We start from the raw sequence: 15,404 nt of genomic DNA, 5'->3' as shown, positions 1-15,404 counted from the left end.
ATGGAGGACGGAACATGAATAATAAAAGACAAACCGTTTGGCTGGTGTCCATGCTGAGTTTAATGGTCGTGCTGTCTGCGTATTATTTGTTTACGGAGGACTCGAGCCCTGCAAATCCACCAGTAGCCGATAGTGAGCAAGTGAGCAAGGTTAAGCAGGATGCCGCACAGGAAGCAACGACGAAGGCAGAGGAACAATTGAACGAACTGAAGGTAAATGAAGTAGTGACGAATGGAGAAGTAACTGATGGAGCATCGGCAACTTCTACAAAGTCGGATACGGCTTCCACAACTGATCCAACAACGGAAAACTCAAAAGGCGATAAAGATACGGCAGCTGCCCCTACTACTGAACCGGCGACATCCGATCAAAACACAACTGCGACTAAAACGGACGCGACAGCACAAAGTGACGACAAAGCAACCTCTACAGCCAAAACCGACCAGCAGGTACTGGATCAAGTGGCAACCGATCAAGCTGCCCAACCTACAGCAGCAGCAGTGATTGACAACTATTTGCTGGAACGGGATGTGGAAAATCAGAAGAAAAATGATGAACTGACTACCGCAATGAACGACAGCACACCAAAGAAAGCTGCTGAGGCTCAAAAGGAACTACATGTACTTGAAGATAAGCAGGCTAAAATTACTGGAATTGAAGAAGAGCTTCAGCAGCAGTTCGCCAATGCGGTCGTCCGTGAGGAAGATGCTGATAAATACAAAGTAGTGGTTCTGAGTGAAAAATTGGATGCTAAGCAAGCGGTAACAATTGTCGATAAAGTCATGAAGGAACTGAATGTAACGCAGGATAAGATCAGTGTCCAGTATGTTACACAATAAGACAAAAAACGCGAAAAAGCCCGGATTTCTGCATTATTCCGGGCTCTTTCTATTTTTAATGATTGTGATATAATACATAAAGCTGTTTCAACAATGTTATCAGCAACCGGCAAAATGCTGAAGGAGTGATTAATAGAGATGTTTAAATTAAGCGAGATTAAGGAATTGATCAAGCTGGTGGATGAAACGTCTGTGCATGAGCTTGAAATTGAAAATGAAGGAACTCGCCTGTTGATCCGGAAACCGGGCAAAAGCGAGATCGTTACGGTACAGGCTCCTGTGGCAACACCTGCTTATGCAGTGGCACCACAAGCTGTTATTCCAAATCCACAAGTACAGTCCGATGTTGGACTTGCAACTGCTGGGGAATCGAGGGAATATGCAAGCAATCTACATAAAATCGTATCTCCGATGGTAGGCACTTTCTATAGTTCTTCATCTCCGGATACGGCTCCGTATGTGAGTATCGGCAGCAAAGTGGGCGAAAAAACAACGGTATGTATCATTGAAGCGATGAAGCTGATGAACGAGCTGGAAGCTGAAGTGAAGGGCGAAATTGTGGAAATTTTGGCCGAAAACGGACAGTTGGTCGAGTATGGCCAGCCATTGTTCCTTGTGAAACCGGAGTAAAAAGCTTGTTTGAACCCTCTTTTGAGGGTTCGGCAAGACTACTCCCAGGGAGGATAAAGTCATGACATTTCAAAAAGTATTGATTGCGAATCGTGGAGAAATTGCGGTTCGTATCATTCGCGCTTGCCGCGAAATGAATATTTCGACAGTTGCCGTATATTCGGAAGCTGACAAGGATTCGTTACATGTGCGTCTCGCAGATGAGGCTTACTGTATCGGACCGACACTATCTAAGGACAGCTACCTTAATTTTACGAATCTGATGAGCGTTGCTACATTGACTGAATGTGATGCCATTCATCCAGGTTACGGATTTTTGGCGGAAAACGCAGACTTCGCTGAAATTTGCGAATCGTGTAATATTACGTTTATTGGTCCTTCTCCTGAAGCCATTAACAAAATGGGAGATAAGGCCGTAGCCAAGCAGACCATGAAGGATGCCGGAGTTCCGGTTATTCCGGGTTCAGACGGGCTGGTTGAGGATTTGCAGGATGCGATCAGCATCGCACGTGATATCGGATATCCGGTAATTATCAAGGCCACAGCAGGTGGCGGAGGTAAAGGTATTCGTATCGCCGAAGATGAGGATAACCTCATTCAGCAAATCACTACCGCTCAGCAGGAGGCGCAAAAAGCATTTGGCAATGCGGGTGTGTACCTGGAAAAATATTTGACCGGTATGAAACACGTGGAAATACAGATCATAGCGGACAAGCATGGTAATGTTGCCCATTTGGGCGAACGGGACTGCTCTGTGCAGCGTCGTCGTCAGAAGTTATTGGAGGAAGCACCATGTCCTGTACTATCGCAGGATGTTCGTGAAGAAATGGGTCAGGCAGCTGTTCGTGCAGCTTTGGCCGTTCAATACTCTGGTGCAGGTACTCTCGAATTTTTGCTTGGCCCGGACAATAATTTCTATTTCATGGAAATGAATACACGTATTCAGGTAGAACATCCAGTAACAGAAATGATTACTGGTGTAGACCTGATTAAGGAAATGATTTCTGTCGCTGAAGGACATCCGCTTTCCTTTACGCAGGAAGAAGTCACCATCAATGGCTGGGCGATAGAGTGTCGTATTAATGCTGAGGATCCGGATCGTAATTTTATGCCTGCACCGGGTAAAATCGGATTTTATCTGCCTCCAGGCGGTCCTGGAGTACGGGTAGACAGCGCAGCATATCCAGGTTATAGCATTCCTCCTTATTATGACTCTATGATCGCCAAGCTGATTGTGTGGGCACCTACACGGCAAGATGCAATTGCCAAAATGAAGCGGGCTTTGTCTGAGTTTGCTATTGAGGGCATACCCACAACGATTTCTTTTCATCAGCGCTTGCTAGAGCATCCTACCTTTATTAAAGGCGATTTTGATATTAAATTTTTGGAGGAAAACGAAGTTTAATCGGTATATTTCCTCAGTTTGTCATAATGAACGCCAAATGATATAGTATGGATAATAAGTGAGCATGTCTGCTTTGAAATCCAAAGCTGGAATGAAACTTATTTTGACCGAAAGGTGTTGAAGGTATGAGCACAGTGCCAACCGAATTCGAACGTACAGAAATTGGGGAGATTCAAATTGCCCCAGAAGTTATTGAAGTCATTGCCGGACTGGCTACCGTTGAGGTACCGGGCGTTGCGGGAATGAGTGGCGGATTTGCTGGTGGGTTTGCCGAATTGCTAGGCCGCAAAAATTTATCTAAAGGTGTAAAAGTGGAAGTCGGACAGCGTGAAGCTGCTGTAGACGTCTCCGTCATTATTGAGTACGGTAACCGTCTGCCTGAGGTGGCTGCTGCTATTCAGCATAATGTTAAGCGTTCGATTGAGAACATGACAGGTCTTAACGTTGTTGAAGTGAACGTGCAAATTCATGATGTTCAATTCAAAAGTGCCGAAAAAGTAGAAGAGCCGGAAGTGCTGGGCGCCGGACGGGTTAAATAGAGCGATACTTTGTACAAACCCCCGACCCTTATGGGTCGAGGGTTTACTCTAATTTAAGGAGGCTGTGCGTTTCGTGGCTAAAGTTATGGACAGACTTCTGCTGTTCTTGTACAGCTTAAGTATCGGAATTATTTCCATTCTCGCCATCCTCCTCCTGAGCGGGGCCATTCCGTATGTTTTAAGTATTGAGGATGAGCGAGTGGTGTGGTTTACCAGCCTGATTATTGCAGGGGTTCTGTTGTTATTGAGTCTTCGTTTTTTTTATATCTCTATTCGACGGAACCAAACCGTACAGCATTCTATTGATCAACGAACGGAATATGGTGACATTCAGATTTCAGTGGACACCATTGAAAATTTGTGCCTCAAAGCAGCTTCCCGATTTCGCGGGATGCAGGATTTGAAAGCACGCGTTCGCGTGTTGGAATCGGGACTTGATATTACGATTCGGGCGGTTGTAGACGGGGAAAGCTCCATTCCGGTGTTAACCTCCGAGGTACAAAAGGGGGTACACGATCATGTGGAAGAAATTACAGGAATTCCTGTGTCCAATGTGTCGGTGTACATCGCTAATGTTTCTCAGTCACCCAGCTTTAAGAGTCGTGTGGAATAGAGGTGATTTTCCCTGATGCCCTGGAAAGAAATATGGGGAAGTTACAAGGGCCGGATCATGGGGATCACGGCTGGTATTTTTTTCGGTTTTATTTATTTGTGGGCAGGCTTTTGGAATATGTTGTTCTTTGCATTGATGGTGTTCATCGGATATACGCTAGGAAGACGTAGCGATTCAGCGCTTGGTTCATTCCTCCCTTGGAAGGAATGGGGCGATTGGTTGTCGCAGCGTTGGCGTCCTTTTAAATGAACCCTGTGATACGTGTTCTCCAAAATAGAGCTGTAGCTTCTTTGCGCCCAACGTTTTGGAGGATGCGTTCACAGGTTTTTTTGTGGAAATTGGTTAGAATGAAAAATAGATATAGGCAAGCGTAGGAGGCAGGGCATGAAAAGACGTCTGGCGAGGGAATTAGCGGTACAGAGTATGTACCATATGGAAATGAATGAAGTGGATGCGGCAGCAGCCGTGGACATGTTGCTTCAGGAAGCCGCTGAGGAAAACGAAGCGGAAGTTGTCGTTAAAAACGCGGCAGTGTTAAGAGCGTATGTTTTGGAGCATGTGCGGGGTACGTGGGAGCACAAGGAAGCCATTGATGGGCTGTTGGTGGATTATCTTAAAGGCTGGCAGATCAGCAGACTTTCACGTGTAGATCGTCAAATTTTGAGACTTGCGGCATATGAGATGATTTTCCGTGAGGATGTTCCAGCTAAGGTAGCTGTTAATGAAGCGATTGAATTGTCGAAGCACTTTGGTACCGAGGAATCCGGTAAATTTGTTAATGGTGTACTGGGACGAGTGATTCAAGAACTGGAGCAATTGAAAGCACGTTTTTAAGTAGAGACTACTGAATCAGGTTGGAGAGTGGATAAACATGTCAGCACCGATCATTGATGGTAAACAAATCTCTCAGGATATTCGCGCAAGCATTCAGCAAGAGGTCATTCGTCTGAAAGAGCACCGGTTTCAGCCGGGACTGGCTGTTGTATTGGTAGGCGAAGATCCCGCTTCGCAGGTATATGTTAAAAACAAGGAAAAGGCATGCCATGATCTCGGCTATTACTCAGAGGTTCACCGGTTAACAGCAGATACTTCGCAGGAAGCATTGCTGGAACTGGTGGACAAGCTGAACCATCAAAGTACTATCCATGGAATTTTGGTACAACTGCCGTTGCCAAAGCATATTCATGAAAAAGCTGTCATTAACGCGATTGCAGTGGAGAAGGATGTGGATGGATTTCATCCGGTGAACGTAGGAAATTTGGTCATCGGTGACGATAGTCTATTGCCTTGTACTCCTGCTGGAGTCATTGAGTTAATCAAGCGTGCTGGAGTGGAGATAGCTGGTAAACATGCGGTAGTTATTGGTCGCAGTAATATCGTAGGCAAGCCAGTGTCTTTATTGTTGCAGCGTGAAAATGCTACGGTTACGATGTGCCACTCCCGTACAGCGAATATCGCGGATCTAAGTCGACAAGCGGATATCTTAGTCGTTGCGATCGGCAAAGCCAACTTTATTGATGCTTCGTTCGTGAAGCCCGGAGCGGTAGTGATAGATGTGGGGATGAACCGTCTGGAGAACGGAAAGTTGGCGGGGGACGTTGATTTTGAGAGCGTGAAGCAAGTGTCTGGTCCGATTACGCCTGTTCCCGGCGGAGTAGGCCCGATGACAATTACGATGCTGATGCAAAATACGCTTGTAGCGGCCAAGCGGTCGCACGGTTTGGCATAAGGGCAGCTGCCTGTGGCTGAACAACGTATTTACTCTATAAAGGACCTGAATCGTTATATCCGGATGAAACTGGAATCGGATCAGGTGCTGTCTGATGTATGGATACGCGGGGAAATTTCTAATTTTACGCATCATTCGAGTGGTCACATGTACTTTACGCTCAAGGATGAGGGGAGTCGCATACGTTCGATTATGTTTGCAACCCATAATCAGCGGCTCCCTTTCGTACCGAAAGAAGGTACGCGTGTTATTGCCCGGGGAAACGTATCCGTGTACGAACGAGATGGACAATATCAGTTTTATGCAACTCAAATGCAGCCTGACGGCATAGGGAGCCTTTATCTGGCTTACGAACAGCTCAAGCAAAAGCTGGATGCAGAGGGACTGTTTGATACTGCTCGTAAGCGTAATCTCCCTGCCCATCCGGCAACCATTGGCGTGATTACGTCACCGACCGGAGCGGCTGTGCGTGATATTATTACGACACTTCAACGGCGATACCCGCAGGCTGGAATTGTGTTGTATCCTGTGCTCGTACAAGGAAAAGGTGCCGCACCCTCGATAATCAAGGCAATTGAAGCTATGAATCGTATGCAAGAGGTTCAGGTGATGATCGTCGGACGGGGAGGTGGCTCGTTGGAAGAACTGTGGGCTTTTAATGAGGAAGCGGTTGCGCGCGCCATTTACGCATCGGTCATTCCGGTTATTTCGGCAGTTGGACACGAAACGGATTTTACTATTGCCGATTTTGTGGCTGACTTGCGTGCGGCAACGCCAACCGCAGCAGCCGAGTTGGCTGTGCCTAATCAGGCAGAGCTACGGGATCAGCTGCTCCAACGTGAGCAACGGTTGCGCAACGCCCTCCGGCAGCGGCTGGAAACCAGCCGTGAACGCTTGGCGAGGCTTCAGCGTTCGCCAGTTCTGCTGCACCCACGCCGTTATATGCTACAGCATGCAGAGCGAATGGACATGCTGCATCAGCGGCTGATTCGCGCAGCGGGTAACCGTTCGCGTTTGAACGCAGAAAAGAACGCACGTATGCGTCAGGTACTAGAGCGGTTTAATCCGCGTGAACAAATTCGTTCGGCACGCAAGCAGACGGATATGGCGCAACGTCAGCTGGAGTCTGCGATGCGTGCTATTACGAAAACGGGACGGCAGCAGTTGCACACGGGAATTCGTCAGCTGGATGCGCTGAGCCCACTCAAAGTCATGGCCCGAGGCTATAGCTTGGTATACGATGAGCAGGAGAAACGGCTGATTAAGTCGCTCAAAGACGTACAGCCGGGAGATTCCATCAAGATTAAAGTAAGTGATGGGCAGTTGGACTGCCAAGTATGGGGAATGAAGGAGGACGCGAAGCACGGTGGCGAATGAAACGGAATTGAATTTTGAAGCGGCTATGGCCGCTCTTGAAGAAATTGTCGGACAACTGGAGCATGGAGACGTTCCTCTGGAGCAAGCCATTGATTTGTTCCAGCGGGGGATGAAGCTGTCTCAGCTTTGCAGTCAGAAGCTGGAGCAGGTTGAACGTAAAATTGAAATGATCGTGGAAGAGGATGGAGATTTGCGCAAGAAGCCTTTTGGCGGTGGATTGGATGAAAACGGCGGTGAAGGGCTTGAATAGACCGTCGTTCAAGGAATATTTGACCGGGACGACGGATGTAGTTTCATCCGCACTGATCGAGCAGTTCCCGGTCGATTGGAACATTCCCGCTGTTCTTCGAGAATCCATGAATTACTCACTTACCGCAGGCGGAAAACGGCTGCGGCCTCTGCTTGTGATCGCTGCTGCTGAAGCATTCGGTGGAAGTAGGGAAGCTGCGCTGCCAGTGGCATGTGCGGTAGAAATGGTACATACGTACTCCCTCATTCATGACGACTTGCCAGCCATGGATGATGATGATTATCGGCGAGGTAAGCTGACGAATCATAAGGTATACGGCGAGGCGGTTGCTGTCCTTGCGGGTGATGCTTTGTTGACCCATGCCTTTTACAGCATTGTGCAAGCAGGACGGCGTCACGGTGTTTCATCCGATGCGCTATTGTCCATTGTCGAGGATTTGTCCGAAATGAGTGGCGCGCGGGGCATGGTAGGCGGACAGGTTGCCGATATGTCAGGCGAGCAAGGAATGACGGGGATCGAGGAACTGGAATATATCCATCTTCATAAAACTGCTGATTTGATTATTTTCTCGCTCTTGGCAGGTGGACGGATTGGTGGGGCGGACAAGAGTCAATTAGAGGCGCTTCGCCGTTTTGGACGAGACTTGGGGCTGGCTTTTCAGATACAGGACGATATACTGGACCTCATAGGCGATGAGAGCAAAATGGGTAAGAAAACGCAAAGTGATGTTGAACAGGAGAAGGTTACCTATCCGTATTTCATTGGTATGGACGCATCTTTGCAGCAGGTGGAGGAACTCACCGCATCTGCTAAAAAAGTGATAACAGAGAGCGGTATTCCCGATTCTTCTCGTTTGCTGGAGATAGCCGATTACCTGATGAAGCGTGATCATTAGTTGCCTTAGAGCTGTTTTGACTTGTCTGCGTTTAAGCACAGTCAAAAAGTGTGATATAATACTTGTTAACTTTACACACAAACTTGAAGGAAAGCGGGGAGATATGCGTGCTGCTTCCACACATAAAGCAACCAGGCGATCTGAAATCACTGTCGGTTGAGGAGTTGGCTTCTCTGGCCGAGGAAATCAGGAGCTTTTTGATTGAGAAGCTGTCCGTGACTGGGGGGCATCTGGCATCGAATCTGGGAGTGGTTGAGCTCACGATCGCCCTGCATTATTGCTATAACAGTCCGAAGGACAAGATGATTTATGACGTTGGGCACCAAGCCTACGTACACAAAATATTGACAGGGCGAATGGATCGTTTTGATACACTTCGTCAGCGTGATGGACTTTGTGGTTTTGTAAAAAGAAGCGAGAGTGAGCATGATGTTTGGGAAGCCGGTCATAGCAGCACTTCTCTGTCGGCCGCAATGGGAATGGCTTTGGCTCGAGATTTGAAGGGCGAGGACAATAAAGTCATTGCAATGATCGGAGACGGCGCGTTGACTGGGGGGATGGCCTTCGAAGCGTTGAATCATATCGGACATGAGCGCAAAAATTTAATGGTCATTCTGAATGACAACGAAATGTCCATAGCACCTAATGTGGGGGCCATGCATAATTATTTGAGTAAAATCCGCTCGGACCGTCATTATTTGCGAGCAAAAGATGAGCTGGAAGTCTTGCTGAAAAAAATACCCGCGATCGGCGGTAAACTTGCCAAATCGGCTGGCCGTGTCAAGGACAGTCTTAAATATATGATGGTGCCTGGTGTACTGTTTGAGGAACTGGGACTTACGTATCTCGGTCCAGTGGACGGGCATGATTTGCCGAAGCTAATCGAAACCTTCCAGCAGGCTGATAATGTCACTGGCCCTGTATTGGTGCATGTCGTAACCACCAAGGGCAAGGGCTATAAACCTGCAGAGGCAGATTCACACAAATGGCACGGAATCAGCCCTTACAAAATTGAATCGGGTCAGGTACTCAAAGCTGTAGGTAATCCGATGTATACGGAAATTTTCGGCCGAACGCTGATTGAGCTGGCTGAGCAGGATGAGCGCATCGTTGCGGTCACGCCTGCTATGCCTGGTGGATCAGGACTGGTACCGTTTAGTAAAGAGTTTCCTAGCCGTATGATTGACGTCGGCATTGCTGAACAGCATGCAGCTACCATGTGTGCTGCGTTGGCAATGGAAGGGCTGAAGCCGGTGTTTGCGGTGTATTCGACTTTTATGCAGCGTGCTTATGACCAGATTGTGCATGATATCTGTCGTCATAATGCGAACGTAATGTTCGCGATTGACCGTGCAGGTTTTGTTGGGGCTGACGGGGAAACTCATCATGGCGTGTTTGATGTGGCATTCCTACGTCATATCCCGAATCTTGTGCTTATGATGCCAAAGGATGAGAACGAGCTACGCCATATGATGAAAACAGCGCTCGACTATGAAGACGGTCCAATTGCTTATCGTTACCCGCGTGTTAATGTGGTTGGCGTGCCGTTGGATAAAGAATTACAGGCTATTTCCATCGGCAGTTGGGAGCTCCTGCGTAAGGGTGAGGGCTTTGCTGTAATTGCATCAGGACCGATGCTCCAGGTGGCGACAGAGGCTGCGGAGGCGATGAAACGTGAAGGGTTGCAAGTGGGCGTAGTGAATGCCCGTTTCCTGAAGCCTTTGGACGAGGATATGTTGCGTGAGCTGGCTCGTCAGCATACGAAGCTAATCGTATTGGAAGAAGCTTCTGAAGCAGGAAGCTTGGGTAGCGCTGTACTGGAATTTTACGCCAAAGCCGAAATACAAGAGGCGCAGGTGCGCCTAATGGGGATTCCCGATCTGTTCGTGGAGCATGGCTCCATCAAAGAGCAGCGTGCTGAAGTAGGGCTTACCATTGAAGATGTATGCTTAAAGCTGCGTAAATGGGCTGCTGAACCAGCATATGGCATGGGACAATCCGTATAGGGTAATTTGAAGCGAAGACCATGACATTTTTAAAAAGTATGACAAGAGCAGCCTGGCTGCCTAAAGGGAGATTAACATGTCTGTTCCGAAGGAACGCATTGATGTATTACTTGTAGAACAAGGCTTTTTTGAAAGCCGTGAAAAAGCTAAAGCTGCGATTATGGCTGGTCTAGTGCTGGCGGACAGCGAACGGATAGAGAAAGCGGGTATGAAGGTACCACGCGCCAGCGAGCTTAAAGTTAAGGGTTCGGTGCATCCGTATGTAAGCCGTGGAGGATTAAAGCTAGAGAAGGCCATTCGTCAATTTGAGCTGGATATGAAGGGCAGGACAATGCTGGATATTGGTTCGTCCACTGGAGGTTTTACGGATTGTGCACTTCAGCATGGAGCGGAATACGTATACGCCATTGATGTGGGTTATAATCAGCTGGATTGGTCGCTTCGTAATGATGAACGCGTATGCGTAATGGAGAAAACGAATTTCAGATATATGACACCTGCGGATTTGAATGGTTCTGTCCCGAATTTCGCAAGTATTGACGTTTCGTTTATTTCATTACGTATTATTTTGCCCCCGTTGCTTGCCTTGTTGCATCAACCTGCTGATATTGTAGCTCTAATCAAGCCGCAATTCGAAGCTGGACGCGAAAAGGTCGGAAAATCCGGTGTGGTCCGTGATCCTGCTACGCATAAAGAAGTGTTGCAGACCATTCTGATGTTTGCGCATGAGCTTGGACTTACGCTGCAAGGTTTGGCTTATTCGCCTATTACAGGTGGAGAAGGCAATATTGAATTTTTAGCGCATTGGCGTTTGGATGGGCTTCCTGCTGCAGAATCGCAGCTGGAGAATATGGATTTCAGACCACTAATTGAACGTACCGTTCAGGAAGCAGGTCAGACTTTTAATAATGGTCCATCGCGTAAGTAACATTCAGGGGTTCTCCATGAGTTCTGTGAACTTAAGGGAACCTCTTTTTGGTGTGAGGGATTGATTGTAGAACTCACGTTCGCCTATAATGAGATGTACAAAGGAAAAGGAATTTTACATCTTGTCCTAGAATATGTCCATGAGGTGATCGGTCCATGGACACAAGATATGATACGATTATCATCGCTGTAATCGGGGTGATATTAGGGATATGGGCTTTATATAGCCTGCGTGCCTGGTTGAAGGAGCCAGGGCCGCTTGTGCTAAAGACAATACCGATTAACGAGGATTTGGATGAAGGGCCTGCTATAGATATACTCGAAGAAGCAGGTTATGAAGTAGTCGGTGGGAAAATGAAAATACCGCTTGCTTTTAAAGTGAATGGACATACCGTGTATAGCCGTTTGTTTATAGACTACGTGGCTGTACGAAACGGTTCGACATATATGGTCAAAACGTCACGCCGCAAGAAACCAATGGAGTGGAGTGGTCCTGATTTACGGGACAGGCTCATGCCGTATTTGTTGCTCTATCCGGGTTGCGCGGGTGTATTGTACGTTGATACGGACGAGCGAAGTATTCGCCTTATTACATTAGTGGAAGACCTCGAAGAAGAGGAATATGAAGGTTAATCCATAGGAGGATTATATGAAGGGTCAACGACATATTAAAATTAGGGAAATTATTTCACAACATGAGATTGAGACGCAGGATGATCTGGTTGAAGCATTGCGTAAGGCTGGTTTTCAGGTCACACAGGCGACCGTATCGCGTGATATCAAGGAGCTACTGCTGATCAAGGTTCCAATGGACGATGGCAGATATAAATATTCAATGCCTTCAGATCAGCGCTACAATCCGGCCCAGAAACTGAAACGTACGTTGGTCGATAACTTTTTGCATATTGACTACACAACCAATCTGATTGTGATGAAGTGTCTGCCGGGAACAGCCAACTCGATTGCTGCTTTATTGGACAATATTGAATGGTCCGAGATTATGGGTACGATTAGCGGAGATGACACCATTTTGATTATTTGCCGATCGGAAGAAAACAGCGAAGCTATCGTGAATCGTCTTATGGGCTATATTTCCTAATTATAATGGCTACGCATATTAGGCGTTTTAATTTGTACATCATAGAGGTGAAAGAACGATGCTGGTCACTTTGTCTATACGGAATTTGGCGGTCGTAGAGGCCGTCGATGTTCATTTTTATAAAGGGTTTCATGTCTTGAGCGGGGAAACAGGTGCTGGTAAATCCATTATTATCGATGCGCTTGGGCTGATTGCAGGCGGTAGGGGCTCTGCTGATCTAGTACGTTACGGTTGTGATAAAGCAGAGATGGAAGCCTTGTTTGAGCTGCCGGTAAAACATCCAGTTTGGAATACACTTGAGGAACAAGGGATTAAGGCTAATGCGGAGGAGCATTTGCTGATTCGTCGCGAACTTACGGTTCAGGGGAAAAGCTCTTCTCGAATTAACGGTCAGATGGTTAATTTAACGATGCTGCGTGAGGTAGGTGAGCAACTCGTCAATATCCACGGGCAACATGAGCATCAAAGCCTGCTACGTGCAGATCGCCATCTGGCACTGCTGGATACGTTCGGTGATTCGGTGATCGGTCCAGTCAAAACGCTTTACCGTGAGCGTTACAATGCTTTTGTCAAAGCGGAAAAAGAAGTAAGAGAACTGCAAAGCTCCAGTCAAAAGGCTTATCAGCTTTTGGATATGTACCGATTTCAATTAGAAGAGATCGCTGCGGCGGAGTTGAAATTGGGAGAAGATGAATTATTGGCAGAGGAACGGGTCAAGCTATCCCATAGTGAGAAAATGATGGATGGGATATCAGGGGCATACGAACTGCTAAGCGGCAGAGGTGGGCTGGATACGATCAATAACGTATTGTCCAGATTGAACGATGTCCAAAGCTATGACAGCAAAAGCCTTCAGCCCATTGCGGAGCAGATTCAGTCTGCTTTTTACCAGTTAGAGGACGCAGCATTCCAATTACGTTCTTATCGTGAGGATATTGAATTTAATCCAGGCAAGCTGCATGAAGTGGAGCAACGTTTGAATCAAATTACCGGATTACAGCGAAAATATGGTGATAGTATAGAGCAGATTTTGGAATACTATAGCCGTATTGAGCAGGAAACCGATCTGCTGGAAAATAAAGATGAGCGGCTGGAGCAGCTCATTGCAAAACGGGATGAGTTGCTTTCCGATTTGCTGGAGATTTCAGAAGAGCTTACAGAAGCACGTGAAATTTGTGCTGAAGAGCTTGCAGAGCAAGTGGAGCAGGAGTTAAAAGACCTGCAGATGGAAAGAACGTCACTCAAGGTGCGCATTGATCCAATTGAAGATCCACGCGGATATGAGTATAAAGGTCTGAAGGTAAGGCCTACCAAGCAAGGCATAGATAATGCGGAATTTCTTATTTCCCCCAATCCAGGTGAGCCACTACGTCCACTTGGTAAGATCGCTTCAGGCGGTGAGCTATCACGTATCATGTTGGCGATGAAAAGTATTTTTGCGCGTCATGATCAAATTCCAGTACTCATTTTTGACGAGGTGGATACCGGGGTGAGTGGTCGTGCAGCTCAATCCATTGCCGAGAAGCTATATCGTTTATCTTCCGTTTGTCAGGTGTTTTCCATTACTCATTTGCCACAGGTGGCATGTATGGCAGATCATCAGTACCTTATTGAGAAAAATGTTCATGATGGACGGACCATGACTCAAATTGAGGGACTTACGGAGGACGGGCGTGTCAAGGAATTGGCACGGATGCTGGGCGGCGTGGAAATTACCGAAAAAACATTGCATCACGCACAGGAAATGCTGAATTTGGCGGAAGGAAAGAAAGCCTGAAAAGAGCGGCTGGCGTAATGTTTAACAGTTATAAAAGCCTGGGGGCAAGGTTACCTTATAGGTACGCAATTGGCGACCACCTTTACTCGTCAAGCGAAAGAAGCAAAGGGAGCGTGACAGCCATTGAATTTTTACTCCAGGATCAAATTGCTCGGTCTTTTGCTTGTTTTTCTTATGTGTTCTATCGGTAACGCTCAGTATGTGCAAGCAGCGCTGCCTCCACAAGCTTCTTTGGATTTGTTCGGCTCTAAAAGCATGAGGACAACCCAAGAAAGTGTAGTCCCCGATTTAAAAGTATACCCGGGGGGGCAGACGATTGGGGTCAAAGTAAAATCTTCAGGAGTGCTTGTCGTCGGTCACCATATCATTCAGGAAAGTAATGATCGTAAGGTGTCACCTGGTGAAACAGCAGGGATTCGCCTAGGGGATCGAATTACACACATGAACGGCAAGCCACTCAATAGCCTGGCAAGGGTTGCTGAGGCAGTAGACGAAGCAGGTAAGAACAAAAAACCGCTCGACATCACGCTTTGTCGAGGGGAGCAGACCATTTCCACCAAGTTAACACCAGCATATGATCAAGATGATAAAGCGTGGCGGCTTGGGTTGTATATTAGGGACTCGGCTGCAGGTGTAGGTACATTAACGTTTTACGCACCGGACCAGGGTGTATACGGGGCCTTGGGTCACGTAATTACCGATATGAATACCCAAACCCCTATTGTCGTGGGGAGCGGAGAGATTGTGCAATCCAATGTGACGTCAATTGCGAAAAGCCAAAGTGGGGAACCAGGAGAAAAACGCGCTCATTTTCTCAAAGATCATCGGGTATTAGGAAATATTGAACGAAATACGAATTTCGGAATTTTTGGGAAAATGTCAGATGAGCCGCAATATGGATTGTATTCGACTCCTATTCCGGTGGCCCTTGCGAATGAAGTAAAAGAAGGACCTGCAGAAATTTTGACTGTACTGGAAGGTCAACAAATTCAGCGGTTTCAGGCGGAAATTGTACACATTTCTCAGCAGGACAAACCGGCAACCAAAGGACTTGTGATTCGCATTGTAGATCCAAAGCTGCTGGATAAGACCGGGGGAATCGTGCAAGGAATGAGCGGTAGTCCGATTATCCAAAATGGTAAGCTTATCGGGGCTGTGACACATGTATTTGTGAATGATCCTAAATCAGGTTACGGTTGTTTTATCGAATGGATGCTGCGCGATGCAGGAATCATGCAGAATAACGTAAGCTTGAAATCATCTTCTAATCTTAAGGCGAGCTAGTGGCCTTAAGATTTTTTTGTCGAAAAGCAGGGGA

17 protein-coding genes are annotated in these 15,404 nt (G+C 47.1%); all 17 read left to right on the top strand.

Features of this window, described 5'->3' with window-relative positions; genetic code table 11:
* Positions 1-14 precede the first annotated feature (14 nt).
* The 17 genes from NSS66_RS09010 (at position 15) to spoIVB (ending at position 15,370) form a co-directional block, all read left to right on the top strand.
* Positions 15-839 carry a SpoIIIAH-like family protein gene (locus NSS66_RS09010; RefSeq protein ID WP_023989252.1) on the top strand — a complete coding sequence of 275 codons (825 nt, stop codon included), beginning with the start codon at positions 15-17 and terminating at the stop codon, positions 837-839.
* A 138-nt stretch (positions 840-977) separates the two neighbouring features.
* Positions 978-1,469 carry an acetyl-CoA carboxylase biotin carboxyl carrier protein gene (gene accB, locus NSS66_RS09005; RefSeq protein ID WP_023989251.1) on the top strand — a complete coding sequence of 164 codons (492 nt, stop codon included), beginning with the start codon at positions 978-980 and terminating at the stop codon, positions 1,467-1,469.
* A gap of 61 nt (positions 1,470-1,530) precedes the next feature.
* Positions 1,531-2,874: an acetyl-CoA carboxylase biotin carboxylase subunit gene (gene accC / locus NSS66_RS09000; RefSeq protein WP_023989250.1), complete on the top strand. Its 1,344-nt coding sequence runs from the start codon at positions 1,531-1,533 to the stop codon at positions 2,872-2,874.
* A 125-nt stretch (positions 2,875-2,999) separates the two neighbouring features.
* Entirely contained in the window at positions 3,000-3,413 is a 414-nt protein-coding gene (locus tag NSS66_RS08995; protein ID WP_028540595.1) for an Asp23/Gls24 family envelope stress response protein, read from the top strand.
* 73 nt (positions 3,414-3,486) lie between these two features.
* Entirely contained in the window at positions 3,487-4,026 is a 540-nt protein-coding gene (gene amaP, locus NSS66_RS08990; protein WP_013310819.1) for an alkaline shock response membrane anchor protein AmaP, read from the top strand.
* Positions 4,027-4,041: 15 nt separating this feature from the next.
* Entirely contained in the window at positions 4,042-4,275 is a 234-nt protein-coding gene (locus NSS66_RS08985) for a DUF2273 domain-containing protein (protein ID WP_023989248.1), read from the top strand.
* 135 nt (positions 4,276-4,410) lie between these two features.
* Entirely contained in the window at positions 4,411-4,860 is a 450-nt protein-coding gene (gene nusB / locus NSS66_RS08980) for a transcription antitermination factor NusB (RefSeq protein ID WP_013310817.1), read from the top strand.
* Between the two features lie 37 nt (positions 4,861-4,897).
* Positions 4,898-5,755 (top strand): bifunctional methylenetetrahydrofolate dehydrogenase/methenyltetrahydrofolate cyclohydrolase FolD, encoded by an 858-nt coding sequence (folD, locus tag NSS66_RS08975; protein WP_023989247.1) that lies wholly within the window; start codon positions 4,898-4,900, stop codon positions 5,753-5,755.
* A 12-nt stretch (positions 5,756-5,767) separates the two neighbouring features.
* Positions 5,768-7,132 (top strand): exodeoxyribonuclease VII large subunit, encoded by a 1,365-nt coding sequence (xseA, locus tag NSS66_RS08970; protein WP_023989246.1) that lies wholly within the window; start codon positions 5,768-5,770, stop codon positions 7,130-7,132.
* Positions 7,122-7,382, top strand: coding sequence for an exodeoxyribonuclease VII small subunit (gene xseB, locus NSS66_RS08965; protein ID WP_013310814.1), 261 nt, complete (start codon positions 7,122-7,124; stop codon positions 7,380-7,382). The genes xseA and xseB overlap by 11 nt, the downstream gene beginning before the upstream one ends.
* Positions 7,354-8,277 (top strand): polyprenyl synthetase family protein, encoded by a 924-nt coding sequence (locus tag NSS66_RS08960; protein ID WP_023989245.1) that lies wholly within the window; start codon positions 7,354-7,356, stop codon positions 8,275-8,277. The genes xseB and NSS66_RS08960 overlap by 29 nt, the downstream gene beginning before the upstream one ends.
* Before the next feature lie 107 nt (positions 8,278-8,384).
* Positions 8,385-10,283 (top strand): 1-deoxy-D-xylulose-5-phosphate synthase, encoded by a 1,899-nt coding sequence (dxs, locus tag NSS66_RS08955; RefSeq protein ID WP_023989244.1) that lies wholly within the window; start codon positions 8,385-8,387, stop codon positions 10,281-10,283.
* Positions 10,284-10,359: 76 nt separating this feature from the next.
* Positions 10,360-11,211, top strand: a complete 852-nt coding sequence (locus NSS66_RS08950) for a TlyA family RNA methyltransferase (RefSeq protein ID WP_028540596.1) — start codon at positions 10,360-10,362, stop codon at positions 11,209-11,211.
* 155 nt (positions 11,212-11,366) lie between these two features.
* Positions 11,367-11,843 carry a hypothetical protein gene (locus tag NSS66_RS08945; protein ID WP_028540597.1) on the top strand — a complete coding sequence of 159 codons (477 nt, stop codon included), beginning with the start codon at positions 11,367-11,369 and terminating at the stop codon, positions 11,841-11,843.
* Positions 11,844-11,859: 16 nt separating this feature from the next.
* The gene (gene ahrC / locus NSS66_RS08940; RefSeq protein WP_013310809.1) at positions 11,860-12,309 is read left to right on the top strand and encodes a transcriptional regulator AhrC/ArgR; all 450 of its coding nucleotides are present in this window, start codon (positions 11,860-11,862) and stop codon (positions 12,307-12,309) included.
* Positions 12,310-12,367: 58 nt separating this feature from the next.
* A complete protein-coding gene (recN, locus tag NSS66_RS08935) occupies positions 12,368-14,086 on the top strand; it encodes a DNA repair protein RecN (RefSeq protein WP_028540598.1) in 1,719 nt (572 codons plus the stop codon).
* A gap of 123 nt (positions 14,087-14,209) precedes the next feature.
* Positions 14,210-15,370, top strand: coding sequence for a SpoIVB peptidase (spoIVB, locus tag NSS66_RS08930; RefSeq protein WP_023989240.1), 1,161 nt, complete (start codon positions 14,210-14,212; stop codon positions 15,368-15,370).
* Positions 15,371-15,404: the final 34 nt, after the last annotated feature.

Origin of the sequence: Paenibacillus sp. FSL R10-2748 (genome assembly GCF_038005565.1) — a bacterium.
GTDB classification, from domain to species: Bacteria; Bacillota; Bacilli; order Paenibacillales; family Paenibacillaceae; genus Paenibacillus; species Paenibacillus polymyxa_B.
The sequence above is the reverse complement of the archived record's forward strand: the minus strand, read 5'-3'. Positions and strand labels throughout refer to the sequence as shown.